Genomic DNA, 15,572 nt, shown 5'->3' with positions numbered 1-15,572 from the left:
GCTTGGAGGGTTTGTAGCGAGTTGTTTTCCACTTCGAAGTGGAAACGGGGGCGGTGAAGGTGATCTATTCCACAGATTTTTGATGGTTAAGCATAATTCGCTGGGTTTATGTGATTCTCATCACGGGAATAGCGGAAATCGGCGACGCAAAACGCAGGATCGCGGCGGCAGATCTGTTGCAAAAGTGTGAGATGGATAAGGTTTTGTTATGACCCCGGCGCGCTGCCTGCGGGTTAACCGGAAAAAGTGGATGAAGATCACTCTTTATCGCTACCCTATAACCACATTATAAAAAAGGATTAAAGCCTGGCAAAAAAGAGTGAGGACTCACGTGGCGTATTTGTTACTGGCCCTGGCGGCCATTTTCTGGGGCGGCAACTATGTTGTCGGCCATCTGCTGGTCCAGTCGATCGATCCCTTTGGTCTGAGCCTGATCCGCTGGGGGTTAACCACCCTGCTGATGGTTGCCCTGTACCGCAAAACCTTTATCAGCGATCTTCCCCGCCTGCGCCAGCAGCTCGGCATTAACACCCTGTTCGCCCTGCTCGGCCAGGTGAGCTTTCCGCTAACCCTCTATATCGGCCTGCAGTACACCTCCTCGCTCAATGCCGCTATCTATATCAGCAGCACGCCCTGCCTGGTGCTGCTGATTAACGCCTGCTTGTTCCGCGAGACTATCTCCCCCCGTAACGTGCTCGGCGTCGCCGCCAGCACCGCCGGCGTTCTGTATCTGGCCTTTTCCAGCGGCCACGGCAGCGTACAGCGCTTCGGCTGGGGCGATGTGCTGACCATTATCTCGGCCCTGAGCTGGGCGCTGTACTGCGCGCTGCTGCGCTTTAAGGATCGCGAAGTCAGCAACACCTCGTTTGTCGCCTTCTGCTCGCTGCTCGGTACGGTGATACTGCTGCCGCTGTTTCTCGCCCACGCGGCGCTGGCCGAAAGCTATCGCGGCGTGGTTTACGCGACGTCGCCTGCCGTTATCGCCGGCATTCTCTACCTGGTGATTTTCCCTTCGTGGCTGGCCTACGTTTTCTGGAGCAAGGGCGTGTCGATGATAGGCACTACCCGCAGCGAAATTTTCACTCACCTTATTCCGGTATCGGGCGGGCTGATGGGAATTGTATTTTTGGGAAACCGGCTGGAGGTGTACCACCTGATAACGCTGGGGCTGATTATCTTCGGCATCGGCTGCTGCTCGACCAAAAAGCCAGGGCCCGCGCGGAAGGTGCGGCCCTGACGATCAATCAACGATACTTCTTATGATACGCATTCCTGGTTTTTACCAGCTCATCTGCCGCCGCCTTCGCTTCCTTCACCTTACCCTCATTGGCGAACTTCAGCGCGCCGTCAATCTGGCCGACCAGAATGTCAAAGCCGTGGCGGAAATCCTTCATCTCCGCGCTGTCGGCGGCCTTGTTTTCCAGCTTCGGCGGGGTCTGCTTCTGCGCATCGAGCGCGGCGGTGCGCATCTCTTTCAGCGCCGCGGTCATTTTGGCCGCATCGTCGGTCTTCTGCACCACCTTCAGGTTGGCAGACAGAGTATCCATATCATCTTCGAGATCGGCCAGCGCCGGCGCGGCGGCCAGTACCAGGGCAGATGCGGTCAGCATTGCCAGCAGTTTTTTGTTCATTGCTCACTTCCTTCTTTTTATAAAAAAGGCGCCGCAGTTGGCGCCCTGTAGGGTATATCTTAGTTATTGTCCGGCGATTTTCATCTCCGGCAGCAGCACCGAGCCGCACTGAATGTTGCTGCGGGTCTCGATATCGTCGGCGACGGTGGCGATATTGCGCCACATCTCTTTCAGGTTGCCGGCGATGGTGATTTCGCTTACCGGATACTGGATTTCGCCGTTCTCTACCCAGAAGCCGGAGGCGCCGCGCGAGTAGTCGCCGGTGACGCCGCTGACGCCCTGCCCCATCAGTTCGGTGACCACCAGGCCGGTGCCCATCTCTTTCAGCAGCTGTTCGAAGCTCAGCCCCTGCCCCTTGATGCGCCAGTTGTGGATGCCGCCCGCGTGGCCGGTGCTTTTCAGGCCCAGCTTGCGCGCCGAGTAGTTGGTCAGCAGCCACTGGGTCAGCACGCCGTCTTTAATGATGTCGCGGCGCTCCGTGCGCACGCCTTCGCTGTCGAATGGCGTGGAAGCCAGCCCCTTCAGCAGGTGCGGATGCTCTTCAATGGTCAGCCACGCCGGCAGGATCTGCTGGCCGAGTGAGTCCAGCAGGAAGGTAGACTTGCGGTACACCGCGCCGCCGGCAATCGCGCCGACCAGGTGGCCGAACAGGCCGGTCGCCACTTCACTGGCGAAAATCACCGGCGCCTTCATGGTCGAAAGCTTGCGCGGCGCCAGGCGCGCCAGGGTACGGCGGGCGCATTCGGCGCCGACCGCTTCCGGGCTCTGCAGCTTGTCCAGCTCGCGGCTGATGGTGTAGGCGTAGTCGCGCTCCATATCGCCGTTCTCTTCGGCAATCACGCAGCTCGAAAGCGAATGGCGGGTGGAGCAGTAGCTCTGCAACATGCCGTGGCTGTTGCCGAAAACACGGATGCCGTAGTGGCTGTTGAAGCTGCCGCCCTCGGTATTGGTAATGCGCTTATCGGCCTGCAGTGATGCCTGCTCGGCGCGGGCCGCCAGCTCGATAGCCTCATCGGGGCTGACTTCCGCCGGATGAAAAAGGTCGAGATCCGGGGCATCGAAGGCCAGCAGATCTTTCTCGGCCACGCCCGCGCACGGGTCCGGCGAGGTGTAGCGGGCAATGTCCAGCGCCGCCTGCACGGTGCGGGCGATGGCCTCCTGGCTCAGATCCGTAGACGACGCGCTGCCCTTGCGGTTCTGGTGATAGACGGTGATGCCCAGCGCCCCGTCGCTGTTGAATTCCACATTCTCCACTTCGCCATAGCGGGTACTGACGCCAATACCTGTGGTTTTGCTCACCGAGACTTCTGCGCCATCAGATTTGCCCGACGCCAGCTCCAGCGCGGTGGAGACGGCTTTTTCCAGTGCCTTACGCTGTTCTGCAACCTGTGTGATTACTTTCATCGCCAATGCCATAATGTAGAAAGGAGTTTCAGTTGAGTCTAACAGATAACCGTTTTTCAGTGCTCGCCTTAACTGATAACATATGCCTCTTTTTTAAGGAGCCTGAGATGACCAAGCAGCCCAAAGACTGGCTCGACGACGTGCCCGGCGATGATGAAATCGACGATGAAGATGATGAAATCATCTGGGTCAGCAAAAGCGAAATTAAGCGCGATGCTGAAGAATTAAAGCAGCTCGGCGCCGAGCTGGTAGATCTGGGCAAAAACGCCCTCGACCGCATCCCGCTGGATGACGACCTGCGCGCGGCCATTGAACTGGCGCAGCGCATCAAGAAAGAGGGCCGCCGCCGCCAGCTGCAGCTTATCGGGAAACTGCTGCGCAGCCGCGACGTAGACCCGATTCGCCAGGCGCTCGACAAGCTGAAGAACCGCCACAATCAGCAGGTGGCGCTGTTCCATAAGCTGGAGCAGCTTCGCGATCGCCTGATCGATGAAGGCGATGACGCGGTGGCCGACGTGCTGAACCTGTGGCCGGACGCCGACCGCCAGCAGCTGCGTTCGCTTATCCGCAACGCCAAAAAAGAGAAGGAAGGCAACAAGCCGCCGAAATCCTCCCGCCAGATCTTCCAGTATCTGCGCGAGCTTGCCGAAAGTGACGAGTAAGTTTCCCGGCCCGAAGCCGCCGCTTCGGGCCTCGCCTCCCCGCGAGAACGCGCTGTCGCCGTCCTGTCGGCTGAATGTCGCCCGGCTGTCGTGTCCCTGTCCCCGCCAAATGTGCCAGACTCTCTTTATCGAATAATCACTGAGAGCCCCATCATGAATACCGCTGAAAAAGTCAAAATGTACCGCCTGCGTAACGCCTGGTAGCAGGAGCAGCTGGCCGATCTCACGTCGCTGTCGGCGCGCACCGTCCAGCGTATTGAAAGCGGGCAGAAGCCCGGTCTGGAAACGCTGGCGGCGCTGGCTTCGGCGTTTGAACTTCACGCCGCCGATCTGCAGGACGATCCTGACGAACAGCCCGACTCGCCGCCGCCCTCTCCGCCCGCCGCCGCATCCGCGTCACAGGCGCGTTTTTTTCGCAAACTGGCCTCTTTTATCATCGTGTGCGCCGCGCTGCTGATGATCAATTATCTCTTCTCGCCGCACAGCCGCTGGGCGCTTATCGTGACGCTGGTCTGGGGCCTGCTGCTTGCCGTGCGCGCATTCAACCTGTTTGTGCTGGCGAAAATATTCCCGGAAGCGCGCGTGCTGCCCGATATCAGGCGCTAGTTAAGGCGCCCCTTTAGCTGAATCGTTCAGCCTATTCACTGGTGAGATCACATAAATGGTGATCTCATCAGCCACTTTTTCACCAAAAACTACTTAAAAGTCACATTTAATAGCTTAAAAACGCCTGTTTACTCATCAGGTGAGCCATCTCACGTTTTACATAATTGTTAACATTTAGATTTCCTTTACCAACGACACAATCGTTTCAGCAAAAGGAATGAAAAATGAAAAAAGCGTTAGTTTTATCGGCCATCGCGCTGCTGGTTTCCGGCCCTGCGCTGGCAAAAACCTGGGTGCTGACCAGCGCTGAAAGCGGCGTAGATAAAGGAAACTGGAAAATTGACAGTCAGGAGCTGAACGCGAAAGGCGACAGCTTCAGCATCGAGCAGAAAGTGCTCCACGGCGGCAGGCAGGAAGGCAGTAAAATTATCACTATCAGCAGTAAAAATGGCCTGACGATTACCCTCAGCCCGACCCGGGGCATGAACCTGCTGCACGTAGAAGGTTTTGGTTCGCGAATGGGCTGGGATTCGCCGGTAAAAGAGGTGGTGAACCCGGCGTTTATTAACCTTGAAAGCCGCAACGGCCTCGGATGGCTGGAAGGTTTCAACGAAATGATGGTGCGCTGCGGCTACGAGTGGACCGGCCACCCGGTCACCGCCGACGGGCAGATCTACACCCTGCACGGCAAAGCGGGCAACACCCCGGCCTCGCAGGTGGAAGTGGAAGTAGCCGACGCCGCACCGCACGAAATTCGCATTCGCGGGCTCATTAAAGAGAGCACCTTCAAGAAGGCCGACCTGCAGACGATGACCGAGCTGCGCTACGTGCCGGGCAGCAACAGCTTCAGCCTGCACGATGTGCTGACCAACCATGCCGACTATCCGCACGACTACCAGATCATCTATCACAGCAACTTCAGCACGCCGATCCTCGAAGAGGGCGCGCGCTTCCTCGCGCCGATGACCGCCATCAGCCCGTTCAACGACTACGCGAAGGCGGGCCTGAAAACGTGGCAGACCTACGCCGGGCCAACCAAAGGCTTCGATGAGATGGTGTTTAACATCCGGCCCATCGCCGGCGGCGACCACAAAACCCTGGCCGCCATCGTCAACAAAGCCGGTGATAAGGGCGCGGCCATTGAATTTGATACCCGCCAGCTGCCGGTCCTGACCCTGTGGAAAAACACCGACACCCTCAAACAGGGCTACGTGACCGGCATCGAGCCGGGCACCAGCTACGCCTATCCGGTCACCATCGAACGAGAGCAGAAGCGCGTGAAGCAGCTGCAGCCGGGCGAGAGCACCCGCTTCGATCTGACCTATACCCTGCTGCACGACAGTAAGCAGGTGGCGGACGTGGAGAAGAAAATCAGCGGCCTGCAGGGCGATAAGCAGGTTGAGCTGAACGAAACGCCGATCGCCAAAGAGTAGCACGCCGCGCCGCTCTGCCCGTCGTCCGGGCGCGCGGCGCTATTTTCCCCACGCCGTAGTCCGATCTACCCCCTTCGTTATATAGATACTTATATATCGATTGTGTTAGAGTATTTGTCATACTAATAAGCTACCACTCTGACTACCCTGCGGGAGACGGCAGGCCCCGACCGGGCCTGCCGCCGGTGACTCCATAAGATCCGCGTAAACTATGTTCTCAACTCACAAAAAAGCCTCCCTGCTGGGGCTGCTGGTACTTCCTTGCCTGAGCGCCGCGCACAGCGCGAAGGCTGAAGACACGATGCTCGTTACCGCCGCGCCCCCCGGCAGCGGCGCTGAAGCACCGGCGGCAGAAAAGCAGGCCACGCTCGGTAACCTCGGCAAGCGCAGCGTCGCGGACGTGCCCTACTCGGTGCAGACCGTCTCTTCTTCGCTGATTGAACAGCAGCAGCTCAGAAACGTGAAGGACGTCTACCGCTACTTGCCCTCGGTGCAGGGTGACGGCGTACGCCCGCAGACCCGGGGGATGCAGGGCAGCGTGGTACAAAACAGTATGATTGACGGCCTGAACGCCGTCTCGACCACTGAATATGCGGCCGAACAGTTTCAGCAAGTGGAGGTGCTCAGCGGACTCGGCAGCGCCATGTACGGCCCGGCGAATCCGGCAGGCATGTTTAACCTCGTCTCGAAGCGCCCGACGGATGCGCCCCTGTACCGCTTTACCGGCGGCGGCAGCACCGGTAACGGCGGGCTGGCGGCGATGGATATCGGTGGCCCGCTGGACGACGGCGACCGGGTAAAGTACCGGCTCAATATGCTTAACGACGAGGGACACGGCTACACCCACGGGAGCCATAAGCGCCGCCGGCTGGTCGATCTCGGGCTTGATTTCCAGCTCACCGATAGCACGGTGCTGGAGACCAACTTTAGCCACTATCGCTACTACGACCGGGGCCTGCCCGCCAGCTTTGCCCTCGGCAAAGGCGTCCACTTTCCCGGATCGCTGAACCCGACGAAGCGTAAATACGCCCAGTCGTTCGCCGGTAATGACGATAAGACGACCACCGCTATCGCCCACCTGAAGCACGATTTTGACGGCAACTGGCTGCTGGATATCGGCGTTCTGCGCCAGATCGCCGACCGCGAATCCACGACCATGACCAATACGCTGACGGATAACGACGGAAACTATAAAACCACTACCGCCAACTCCGCCGCCAGCCGCTTTACCATCAACAGCTATATGGCGAACCTGACCGGCAGCGTTGATACCGGCGGGCTGCACCACGATCTGGCGATGGGCGTGCGCGGCTTTGTGTGGCAGAACTTCAACCCGGTCAACGGCGGCAGCTACACGGTCGGCGAAGGCTCGCTCGGCCACCGCACGCGCTACAACAAGCCGGACTTCCCCAACTTCAAGCACCGCTTCCACTCGGCGACCACCACCCAGCATTCGTTTTTGCTGAGCGATACGCTCACCTTTAATCCGCAGTGGAGCCTGCTGCTTTCGGGTAGCGAAAACCGTTTTAACGTCAACAACTACGCCAACAAAAAGCCGAACACCACTAACAAAGGGCTGCGGGCCAGCGCCTCCCGCGACAGCGGCGCCAGCGGCTCCGCCAGCCTGATGTACCGGCCCGTCGACAGCCTGATGCTCTACACCACCTACGCCGACAGCCTGCAGCAGGGCGATACCGCCCCGGCCACCGCCCACAACGCCGGTCAGGTGCTTAACCCCTACCGCAGCAGGCAGATTGAAGTCGGCGCTAAATACGCCGTTAACCGCGACCTGCTGCTTACCGCCGCGCTGTTCCGGGCGAAGCGCCCGTTTGCCTACGTGCAGGACGACGGCAATTTTTCCGAAGACGGCAAGCAGAAAAACCGCGGCGTGGAGCTGATGGTGGACGGCCGCGTGAGCGATAATCTGCGCCTGTTCGGCGGCGTGACCTGGCTCGATGCCCGCCTGCACAACACCGCCGACGCCTCGGCCAGCGGCAAGCGGGTGGTCGGCCTGCCGCGCTATACCGCCAATATGCTGGCAGTCTACAGCCTGCCGCAGGTGCAGGGGCTGGATCTGGATACCAATATCCACTACGCCGGCAAGCGCTACACCGACAACGGGAATGATACCTCCGTCGGCGGCTACACCACCGTGGATGCCGGCACCGGCTACCGCACCACCCTGCCGGGCACGCGGACGCCGGTCACCTGGCGCTTTGACGTCACCAATCTGACCAACCGCCACTACTGGACCAATATTGTCCCCGGGGCGCTCACCGGCTACACCGGTACGGGAGCGGCCAGCGCCCAACTGGGCGCGCCGCGCCAGGCGCAGGTCTCCATGACCATTGAGTTCTGAGGGGGAGTGAAAATGAAAAAATGCTACGCCTGGCTGCTCTGCGCCGGGCTTGCCCTTCCCGCCCTGGCCGCGCGCCGGGCGGTGGATGACGCCGGGCGGTCGGTTATCCTGCCCGACAGTATTCAGCGCATCGCCGAGGGATGGTACGCCCACCACTCGCTGCTGGTCGCCCTCGGCGCCGGCGGGCAAATTATTGCCACCGTTAACCGCGAGAAGGACCGCCCCTGGATGTCGCGGGTCACGCCGGAGCTTAAGAGTGCCGTGCACGCCCAGGGCGCCGCGTTCAGCGCCGAGGCGCTGCTCGCCCGGCACGCGGACGTGGTGTTCGTCGCCAGGGGCAATCCGCAGGCGGAGGGCTACCGCCAGGCGGGGCTGCCGGTGGTCGCGCTGTCGTTTACCGATTTCCCCGGCCTGATGCGCGACATGACCACCACGGCGCAGGTGCTCGGCACGCCGCGCGCGCGGGAGCGGGCGGCGGACTATAACCGCTATCTCAGCGCAACCCTGCGCCTGGTTGAACAGAAAACGGCCGGGCTGGCGGAGAACAGCCGCCCCCGGGTGCTGCACATTCAGTCGCTCAATCCGCTGAAGGTCGACGGCAGCGGAACGCTGATTGATACCTGGATCCGACTCGCGGGCGGGCGCAACGCCGCCGCCGGGATTACGGGGAATATGAAGGAGGTGTCGCCGGAGAAGGTGCTGCTCTGGCAGCCGGACGTGATTATTCTCGGCGAAGGCTGCGGAAGCCTCGATCATTCGGCCTACGCCGGGCTATTCAGCGGCCTCAGCGCGGTGAAGCAGCACAGGGTCTTCGCTAATCCGGCGGGCGTTTTCCCCTGGGACCGCTACGGCGTGGAGAGCGCCCTGCAGGTCCCGTGGGCGGCGCAGGTGCTGCATCCGGCGCTGTTTGCCGATGTCGATATGGTAAAAATGACGCGCGACTTCTATCAGCGCTTCTTTGACTACCCGCTAACGGCGGCGCAGGCGCAGCGCATCCTGCACGCCCTGCCGCCGCAGTAGACCGCCGCCGGGGGCGCGGCTCAGTCCGCCGCCGCTCCCCGCATCACCGTCCCGCACAGGTCGTCATTAAAGCGGCGGTACGCCTTCGCGTCCAGCGCCGTCGGATAGCTCAGGACAATCAGCGCGTGCCCGGCGGTCTGCGCGTGATAGGCCGGGTGCACGTGCGGCCAGGGATTGGCGACGAAGCCCATCGATTCATAGAAGCGCAGGCGGCGGCGGGCAATCCCGGTGGTCAGCGGGTCAATCTCCAGCACCGTTACCGGCTCGCGGCTGAGGATCTGCGCCAGCAGGCGCTTGCCGTAGCCCTGCGAGCGCAGCGCGCCGTCCACCGCCAGGTGCTCGACGTAGAGATAGCCGTCGAAGACCCAGCAGCCGCTGAGGCCGACAAACTGTTCGCCGTCAAACCACGCCTCGAGGGCGTAGTGCGCATCGGCCATCGCCGCGCGCTTGGCCCGCGGCTCGCGCTGCTCGTGCCACGGAAACGCCGCAGCGTACAGGCTGTCCAGGCGCGAAAACAGCGCCTGATCCACGGAGGTGATTTTTTGGCTGGTCAGCATGGGCGCCTCAATCAATCAGGTGCGACAGGTCGTCGCGCTTCACCGACGGCAGCGGCCTGCTCAGGCCGCGGGTCATTACCAGCAGCCAGATAACGCCGACCGCCAGCCACACCAGGCCGACAATCAGCGCATCCGTTGCCAGGCTGGTCCACAGCCACACCGACATGCCGACGCCCATCAGCGGCAGCAGGCCGTAGCGGACAAGGGCCGCCCCGCCGCGCTGCTTCTCGTTAATCAGGAAGTGTTTGATCACGCTGAGGTTAACGAAGGTAAAGGCCACCAGCGCGCCGAAGCTAATCATCGACACCACCAGATCGAGGTTCAGCTCAAGGGCGGTCAGGGAGATAAGCGCCACGAAGATAATCGCCCGGTTCGGGGTGCGAAAGCGCGGGTGCAGGTGATAGAAAATCTTCTTCGGCAGCACGCCCTCGCGGCCCATGGCGTAAAAAATGCGCGAGACGCCGGTCTGGGCGGTCATCGCCGAAGCGTAGACGCCGGTCAGGTAGGCGGCCATAAAGAAGTTGTACATCCACTTGCCGCCCGCCTTCTCGGAGACAACCAGGCTGGCGGTGTCCTGCACCGGGATCAGCGCCCGCCAGTCCGGGTAGATCAGGTGCGCGGCGTAGGAGACGGCGATAAAGATAACCCCCGCCAGCAGGACGGTGATGATGATCGCCTTCGGCAGCGTGCGCTTCGCATCATCGGCTTCTTCGGCCATGGTGGCGATGGCGTCGAAGCCGAGGAAGGCCAGGCACAGTACCGCCGCGCCGGCCAGCAGGCCGCCGAGGTGGCTGCCGTTGACCATCAGCGGGCGCATCAGCGCTTCCGGGCTGAGATCCGCGTGGCTGAAGGAGAGCGCGATAAACAGCACGATAAACACCAGCTGGGCGGCAATCAGGGTAAAGTTCACCGAGGTCAGCAGCCGCACGCCGATAACGTTGAGGAAGCTGACGGAAAGAATCGAGGCCAGCACGAATACCGGCGCCGGAATGGCCGGAAATGCCTCATGCAGGAAAATACCTAAAACCAGATAGTTGAGGATCGGCAGAAACAGATAGTCAAGGATCTGCGCCCAGCCGACCAGAAAGCCCATTTTACCGCCGAAGCTGCGCTGCACGTAGGAGTAAGCCGATCCCGCCAGCGGCAGGGCGCTGGCCATCCGGCAGTAGCTCAGGGCGGTAAACAGGATCGTCACAATGGTGACAAGGTAGGCAATCGGCAGATGTCCTTCACTGAGGACGGTCACCTGGCCGTAGGTGGTAAAGACGCCAAGCGGCACCATATAGGCCAGCCCGAACGCGACCAGCGCGGGGGTTTTAAGCACTCTTCTTAACTGCAGTGTTTGCGGCATTCCCGTATCATCTCCTGGCGCAATCTGTGGCACCGTTAAACGCGAAAAAAGAGGGCGGATTTTTGCATACGGGCGGGGGTTTGGAAAGCAAAACGGCGCTCCCATTCTGGCCTTATATCCCTGCCGGTAGTGCGCGTCTCCTGATAAGTAAAGCGGCCCGCGCGGGCCGCTGCGGGTTATGCGTCCTGCCAGACGACTTTGCCGCCAATCACCGTGCGCATCACCCGGGTTCTGAACAGGGTTTCCGGCGGATGGCTGAAGATATCGTCGCGCAGCACGATAAGGTCCGCCAGCTTGCCCGGCTCCAGGGAGCCGACCTCGCGGTCGCGGGCGATCATAAAGGCGGCGTCGATGGTCGCCGAGCGCAGCACTTCAATCAGCGTCAGGTTGCGGTCGTTGTCCAGACGCGGCCCGGCGGGCTGGCCGTCGGCGTCCCAGGCGCGGCGGGTCATCGCCACCTGCAGGTTGTACCATTCATCGAGGCGGTCAATCGGCCAGTCGCTGCCGTAGGCCAGCCGCGCCCCGGCGTCGAGGAAGCGCCCCTGCGGTTCGAGGTGCGGGAAGCGATCTTCGCCAAGCATCTCGCGCTCTTCGCTAATCAGCACGCCCGGCAGGCCGGCCCACTGGTAGGAGAGCACCGCCGTGGCGTCCAGTTCGGCAAAGCGGGCGTACTGGTGGGCCGCCGCCAGCTCGTTGTGGGCCAGGCCCGGGCGGACGTCTTTGCCCGGATAGCGCTGGCGCATCTGCGCCAGGGCATCAAGCGTCACCTCGATAGCGCCGTCGCCGACGGTGTGCATGTGCGGATGCACGCCGCGGCGGCCGCACTCGTCGATCAGGGCGTTGAACACCTCGGTGGTGAAGTAAAGATCTCCGCAGCTGTCGCTCTGCTGCCAGTCCGGCGCGTCGTGGCTGCCGCGATTTTTGCGGTAGGGCTGCAGCAGGGCGGCGGTCATGGTTGGCGGCTGCAGCACGCCGTCCACGAAGAACTTGACGTGGCTGAGGCCGAAGCCCGGCGCGGGCGTCCACTGCGGGTCGTTCCAGCGCTGGTTAAAGGCGACGATCTCGTCCATCGCCCGGGCGGCGTCCTGCGGGCCGGCCACGCTGTCCGGAGTGATTTCGCGCGCGCCGCACATCCGCAGGGTCAGCTCGCCGCGATCGCGCAGGGCGGCAAAGGCAATCAGCTGCTCGTCGTAGACGCGGGTGTCCATCACCGTGGTGACGCCCTGCTGGTTGAGCACTTTCTGCACGTGGCGGGCGATCAGCACGCACTGCTCCGGCGTACCGGTCGGAATGCTGTCGAAGGCGCGCATCGCCGGGGCGTCTTCAATAATGCCGTTCAGGCGGCCGCTTTCGTCGCGGCCAATTTTACCGTCCGCCGGCGGCGGCGTATTTTCGTCGATACCCAGCATCTCCAGCGCCCGGCTGTTGCCCGCCAGGGTGTGGCAGTCGTTGGAAAAGAGCACCACCGGGCGGCGGGTATTGAGGGTATCGAGCAGGTCGCGGCTCATGTCGGCCCCGGCGGGCACCATGCCCTGGCGCTGCCAGGCGCGCACCGGGAGCCAGTCGTCCTCTTCCTTGAGCGGATCGTCATCGAGATGCTTCTGGATAATCGCCAGCGTCTCTTCCACGGTCAGCGCCGCGTAGTTGAGGTTGCAGCCGCGTAGCTGCTTGCCGCCCCAGAACGGGTGCATGTGGCTGTCGATAAGGCCGGGCAGCACTACCCGCCCCTCCAGATCAATCACCTCCGTGTGGCTTCCCGCAAGTCCGAGCAGCGCCTCGCTGCTGCCCGTCGCCGTGATAAAGCCCTGCGTAATCGCAATTGCTTCACAGAAGCTGTCGCGCTTGTCCGCCGTATAGATTTTGCCGCTGTGATAAATCACGTCAGGATTCAGGGAGTCAGTCGTCATGAATGTTGCTCCGGGTCCAAAAAGATATAAAAAAGGCCAGAGGAAGCCGCTGGCCGTGAAAAAAAGTGCTGCTTACGCCTGCGCTTTCGCCGCCAGCTTGTCGAGCAACTTCTGGTGGATGCCGCCGAAGCCACCGTTGCTCATCACCAGAATATGGTCGCCCGGCTGGGCGGTTTTCACCACCATATCGGCCAGGGTATCGACATCGGCGCTCCAGTGGGCGGGCTGCACGCAGGCGTCAGCGACGTCCACCACCTGCCACGGAATGTGCTGCGGCTGCAGCAGGAACACCTCGTCGGCGCGGCCCAGAGACGGGGCCAGATCGTCTTTGCTGACGCCCATCTTCATGGTGTTGGAGCGCGGCTCCAGCACCGCCAGGATGCGCGCCGTGCCGCCAACCTTGCCGCGCAGCGCCTGCAGGGTCGCCAGGATCGCGGTCGGATGGTGGGCGAAATCGTCATAGACGGTAACGCCGTTGGCTTCGCCGCGCAGCTCCAGGCGGCGGCGGGCATTGATAAAGCTGCCCAGCGCGTCGGCGGCATCGGCCGGCGCGACGCCGACGTGGCGGGCGGCGGCAATCGCCATCAGGCCGTTATGCATGTTGTGCTCGCCCACCAGCGCCCACTTAACGTGCCCGACCTTCTCGCCGTCGAGCAGTACGTCCCACTCGGAGGCGTCGGTGGTGGTTTTCTTCGCCTGCCAGTGGCCCTGCTCGCCCACCAGCTCCTGCTCGCTCCAGCAGCCCATCGCCAGGGTGTGCTTAAGATTGATGTCGCTTTCCGGCCAGATGATACGCCCCTGCCCCGGCACGATGCGCACCAGGTGGTGGAACTGTTTCTGAATGGCCTTCAGGTCGTCGAAAATGTCCGCGTGATCGAACTCAAGATTATTGAGGATCAGCGTGCGCGGGCAGTAGTGAACGAACTTGGAGCGCTTGTCGAAGAAGGCGCAGTCGTACTCGTCCGCTTCGATAACGAAGAACGGGCTGTCGCCCAGCCGCGCAGATACGTCGAAATTCCCCGGTACGCCGCCGATAACAAAGCCTGGTTTGTAACCGCATACTTCAAGGATCCAGGTCGCCATGCCGGCGGTTGTGGTCTTGCCGTGGGTGCCGGCCACCGCCACGACCCAGCGGTCGCGCAGCACGAAGTCGTGCAGCCACTGCGGGCCCGACATAAACGGAATATTTTTCTCCAGCACCGCCTCGACGCACGGATTGCCGCGGGTCATGGCGTTGCCGATAATCACCAGATCCGGCTGCGGTTCCAGCTGACTGGCGTCATAGCCCTGGATAAGCGCAATGCCCTGCTCTTCTAGCAGGGTGCTCATCGGCGGGTAGACATTGGCGTCAGAGCCGGTCACTTCATGCCCCAGCGAGCGGGCAAGCATCGCCAGACCGCCCATAAAGGTGCCGCAGATCCCCAAAATATGAATGCGCATACTTCTCTGTTCCTCTTTTATCAGCGGCACATTTTACCCATATGTCTGCATACGGTGAAACGCATTTCGGACAATTGTTACCGTTGCTGGCGCGATTCACCTGTACGCCTGGATTTGATAGTTTGTTAAGATTGTTGGCTCAAACAGCATTACTCCATCTCAATTGCAGGGAATGTGTTATGAAAACGTTAGGTGAATTTATTGTTGAGAAGCAGCACGAGTTTTCTCACGCGACGGGCGAACTCACTGCTTTGCTGTCGGCAATAAAGCTCGGTGCCAAGATTATCCATCGCGATATCAATAAGGCCGGTCTGGTGGATATCCTCGGCGCCAGCGGCGTTGAGAACGTGCAGGGTGAAACGCAGCAGAAGCTGGATCTTTTCGCGAATGAGAAGCTGAAAGCCGCGCTGAAGGCCCGCGATATCGTCGCCGGTATCGCCTCAGAGGAAGAGGACGATATCGTTGTCTTCGAAGGCTGCGAGCACGCCAAATACGTGGTGCTGATGGATCCGCTCGACGGCTCCTCCAACATCGACGTTAACGTCTCGGTGGGGACCATCTTCTCTATCTACAGCCGCGTGACGCCGGTCGGTACGCCGGTCACCGAAGAAGATTTCCTGCAGCCCGGCAGCAAGCAGGTGGCCGCCGGCTACGTGGTGTACGGCTCCTCCACCATGCTGGTGTACACCACCGGCTGCGGCGTGCACGCCTTCACCTACGATCCGTCACTGGGCGTTTTCTGCTTAAGCCAGGAGCGGATGGAGTTCCCGGAGAAGGGCAACACCTACTCCATTAACGAAGGCAACTACATCAAGTTCCCGAACGGCGTGAAGAAGTACCTCAAGTTCTGCCAGGAAGAGGATAAAGCCACCAACCGTCCTTACACCTCGCGCTACATCGGCTCGCTGGTCGCCGATTTCCACCGCAACCTGCTCAAGGGCGGCATCTATCTCTACCCGAGCACCGCCAGCCATCCGGAAGGCAAGCTGCGCCTGCTGTACGAGTGCAACCCGATGGCGTTCCTCGCCGAGCAGGCGGGCGGCAAGGCCAGCGACGGTAAAGAACGTATTCTGGATATTATTCCGACGGCCCTGCACCAGCGCCGCCCGTTCTTCGTCGGCTCTGACCACATGGTGGACGACGTTGAGCGCTTTATCCGCGAATATCCCGACGCCTAAGGGCTGAACGGACGTGAAAGAGAG

13 protein-coding genes are annotated in these 15,572 nt (G+C 61.3%); 7 read left to right on the top strand and 6 right to left on the bottom strand.

What is annotated here, in order from left to right; genetic code table 11:
• The first annotated feature begins 331 nt into the window (after positions 1–331).
• Positions 332–1,237 (top strand): DMT family transporter, encoded by a 906-nt coding sequence (locus tag ENGE1_RS03685; RefSeq protein WP_048273257.1) that lies wholly within the window; start codon positions 332–334, stop codon positions 1,235–1,237.
• Positions 1,238–1,244: 7 nt separating this feature from the next.
• On the opposite strand, the gene cybC is transcribed toward ENGE1_RS03685, so the two are convergent.
• A complete protein-coding gene (gene cybC, locus ENGE1_RS03680) occupies positions 1,245–1,631 on the bottom strand; it encodes a cytochrome b562 (RefSeq protein WP_043080711.1) in 387 nt (128 codons plus the stop codon).
• A 63-nt stretch (positions 1,632–1,694) separates the two neighbouring features.
• Positions 1,695–3,047: a metalloprotease PmbA gene (gene pmbA, locus ENGE1_RS03675; protein WP_048254376.1), complete on the bottom strand. Its 1,353-nt coding sequence runs from the start codon at positions 3,045–3,047 to the stop codon at positions 1,695–1,697.
• Between the two features lie 95 nt (positions 3,048–3,142).
• Here pmbA and yjgA point away from each other — a divergent pair, with 95 nt between their 5' ends.
• The 5 genes from yjgA to ENGE1_RS03650 all read left to right on the top strand — a co-directional run bounded on the left by yjgA (position 3,143) and on the right by ENGE1_RS03650 (position 9,115).
• Positions 3,143–3,697 (top strand): ribosome biogenesis factor YjgA, encoded by a 555-nt coding sequence (gene yjgA / locus ENGE1_RS03670; RefSeq protein WP_043080713.1) that lies wholly within the window; start codon positions 3,143–3,145, stop codon positions 3,695–3,697.
• 213 nt (positions 3,698–3,910) lie between these two features.
• Positions 3,911–4,303, top strand: a complete 393-nt coding sequence (locus ENGE1_RS29145; RefSeq protein WP_155731551.1) for a 2TM domain-containing protein — start codon at positions 3,911–3,913, stop codon at positions 4,301–4,303.
• 224 nt (positions 4,304–4,527) lie between these two features.
• Positions 4,528–5,736 carry an aldose 1-epimerase family protein gene (locus tag ENGE1_RS03660; protein ID WP_043080715.1) on the top strand — a complete coding sequence of 403 codons (1,209 nt, stop codon included), beginning with the start codon at positions 4,528–4,530 and terminating at the stop codon, positions 5,734–5,736.
• Positions 5,737–5,947: 211 nt separating this feature from the next.
• Positions 5,948–8,095, top strand: coding sequence for a TonB-dependent receptor (locus tag ENGE1_RS03655; RefSeq protein WP_048254380.1), 2,148 nt, complete (start codon positions 5,948–5,950; stop codon positions 8,093–8,095).
• Positions 8,096–8,107: 12 nt separating this feature from the next.
• Entirely contained in the window at positions 8,108–9,115 is a 1,008-nt protein-coding gene (locus tag ENGE1_RS03650) for an ABC transporter substrate-binding protein (protein WP_048254382.1), read from the top strand.
• Positions 9,116–9,135: 20 nt separating this feature from the next.
• Here the strand turns inward: ENGE1_RS03650 and ENGE1_RS03645 are convergent, their stop codons facing one another.
• The 4 genes from ENGE1_RS03645 to mpl all read right to left on the bottom strand — a co-directional run bounded on the left by ENGE1_RS03645 (position 9,136) and on the right by mpl (position 14,370).
• Entirely contained in the window at positions 9,136–9,672 is a 537-nt protein-coding gene (locus tag ENGE1_RS03645; RefSeq protein ID WP_048254383.1) for a GNAT family N-acetyltransferase, read from the bottom strand.
• A gap of 7 nt (positions 9,673–9,679) precedes the next feature.
• Positions 9,680–11,023, bottom strand: a complete 1,344-nt coding sequence (locus ENGE1_RS03640; RefSeq protein WP_048254385.1) for an APC family permease — start codon at positions 11,021–11,023, stop codon at positions 9,680–9,682.
• A gap of 176 nt (positions 11,024–11,199) precedes the next feature.
• Positions 11,200–12,930 (bottom strand): amidohydrolase, encoded by a 1,731-nt coding sequence (locus ENGE1_RS03635; protein ID WP_048254386.1) that lies wholly within the window; start codon positions 12,928–12,930, stop codon positions 11,200–11,202.
• Between the two features lie 72 nt (positions 12,931–13,002).
• Complete coding sequence (gene mpl / locus ENGE1_RS03630) at positions 13,003–14,370, bottom strand: UDP-N-acetylmuramate:L-alanyl-gamma-D-glutamyl-meso-diaminopimelate ligase (RefSeq protein WP_045287275.1); 1,368 nt, start codon at positions 14,368–14,370, stop codon at positions 13,003–13,005.
• A gap of 179 nt (positions 14,371–14,549) precedes the next feature.
• Here mpl and fbp point away from each other — a divergent pair, with 179 nt between their 5' ends.
• Positions 14,550–15,548, top strand: coding sequence for a class 1 fructose-bisphosphatase (gene fbp / locus ENGE1_RS03625; protein ID WP_043080722.1), 999 nt, complete (start codon positions 14,550–14,552; stop codon positions 15,546–15,548).
• Positions 15,549–15,572 lie beyond the last annotated feature (24 nt).

This window comes from Pluralibacter gergoviae ATCC 33028 = NBRC 105706 (genome assembly GCF_001598855.1).
In the GTDB taxonomy this organism is placed as follows: domain Bacteria; phylum Pseudomonadota; class Gammaproteobacteria; order Enterobacterales; family Enterobacteriaceae; genus Pluralibacter; species Pluralibacter gergoviae.
The sequence above is the reverse complement of the archived record's forward strand: the minus strand, read 5'-3'. Positions and strand labels throughout refer to the sequence as shown.

What these genes read in the sequence shown, in the direction of transcription:
- ENGE1_RS03660 (WP_043080715.1), top strand. Translation starts at nt 4,528, where the DNA reads ATGAAAAAAGCGTTAGTTTTATCGGCCATCGCGCTGCTGGTTTCCGGC.
- mpl (WP_045287275.1), bottom strand. Translation starts at nt 14,370, where the DNA reads ATGCGCATTCATATTTTGGGGATCTGCGGCACCTTTATGGGCGGTCTG.
- fbp (WP_043080722.1), top strand. Translation starts at nt 14,550, where the DNA reads ATGAAAACGTTAGGTGAATTTATTGTTGAGAAGCAGCACGAGTTTTCT.
- ENGE1_RS03655 (WP_048254380.1), top strand. Translation starts at nt 5,948, where the DNA reads ATGTTCTCAACTCACAAAAAAGCCTCCCTGCTGGGGCTGCTGGTACTT.
- ENGE1_RS03640 (WP_048254385.1), bottom strand. Translation starts at nt 11,023, where the DNA reads ATGCCGCAAACACTGCAGTTAAGAAGAGTGCTTAAAACCCCCGCGCTG.
- yjgA (WP_043080713.1), top strand. Translation starts at nt 3,143, where the DNA reads ATGACCAAGCAGCCCAAAGACTGGCTCGACGACGTGCCCGGCGATGAT.
- ENGE1_RS03645 (WP_048254383.1), bottom strand. Translation starts at nt 9,672, where the DNA reads ATGCTGACCAGCCAAAAAATCACCTCCGTGGATCAGGCGCTGTTTTCG.
- cybC (WP_043080711.1), bottom strand. Translation starts at nt 1,631, where the DNA reads ATGAACAAAAAACTGCTGGCAATGCTGACCGCATCTGCCCTGGTACTG.
- pmbA (WP_048254376.1), bottom strand. Translation starts at nt 3,047, where the DNA reads ATGGCATTGGCGATGAAAGTAATCACACAGGTTGCAGAACAGCGTAAG.
- ENGE1_RS03635 (WP_048254386.1), bottom strand. Translation starts at nt 12,930, where the DNA reads ATGACGACTGACTCCCTGAATCCTGACGTGATTTATCACAGCGGCAAA.
- ENGE1_RS03650 (WP_048254382.1), top strand. Translation starts at nt 8,108, where the DNA reads ATGAAAAAATGCTACGCCTGGCTGCTCTGCGCCGGGCTTGCCCTTCCC.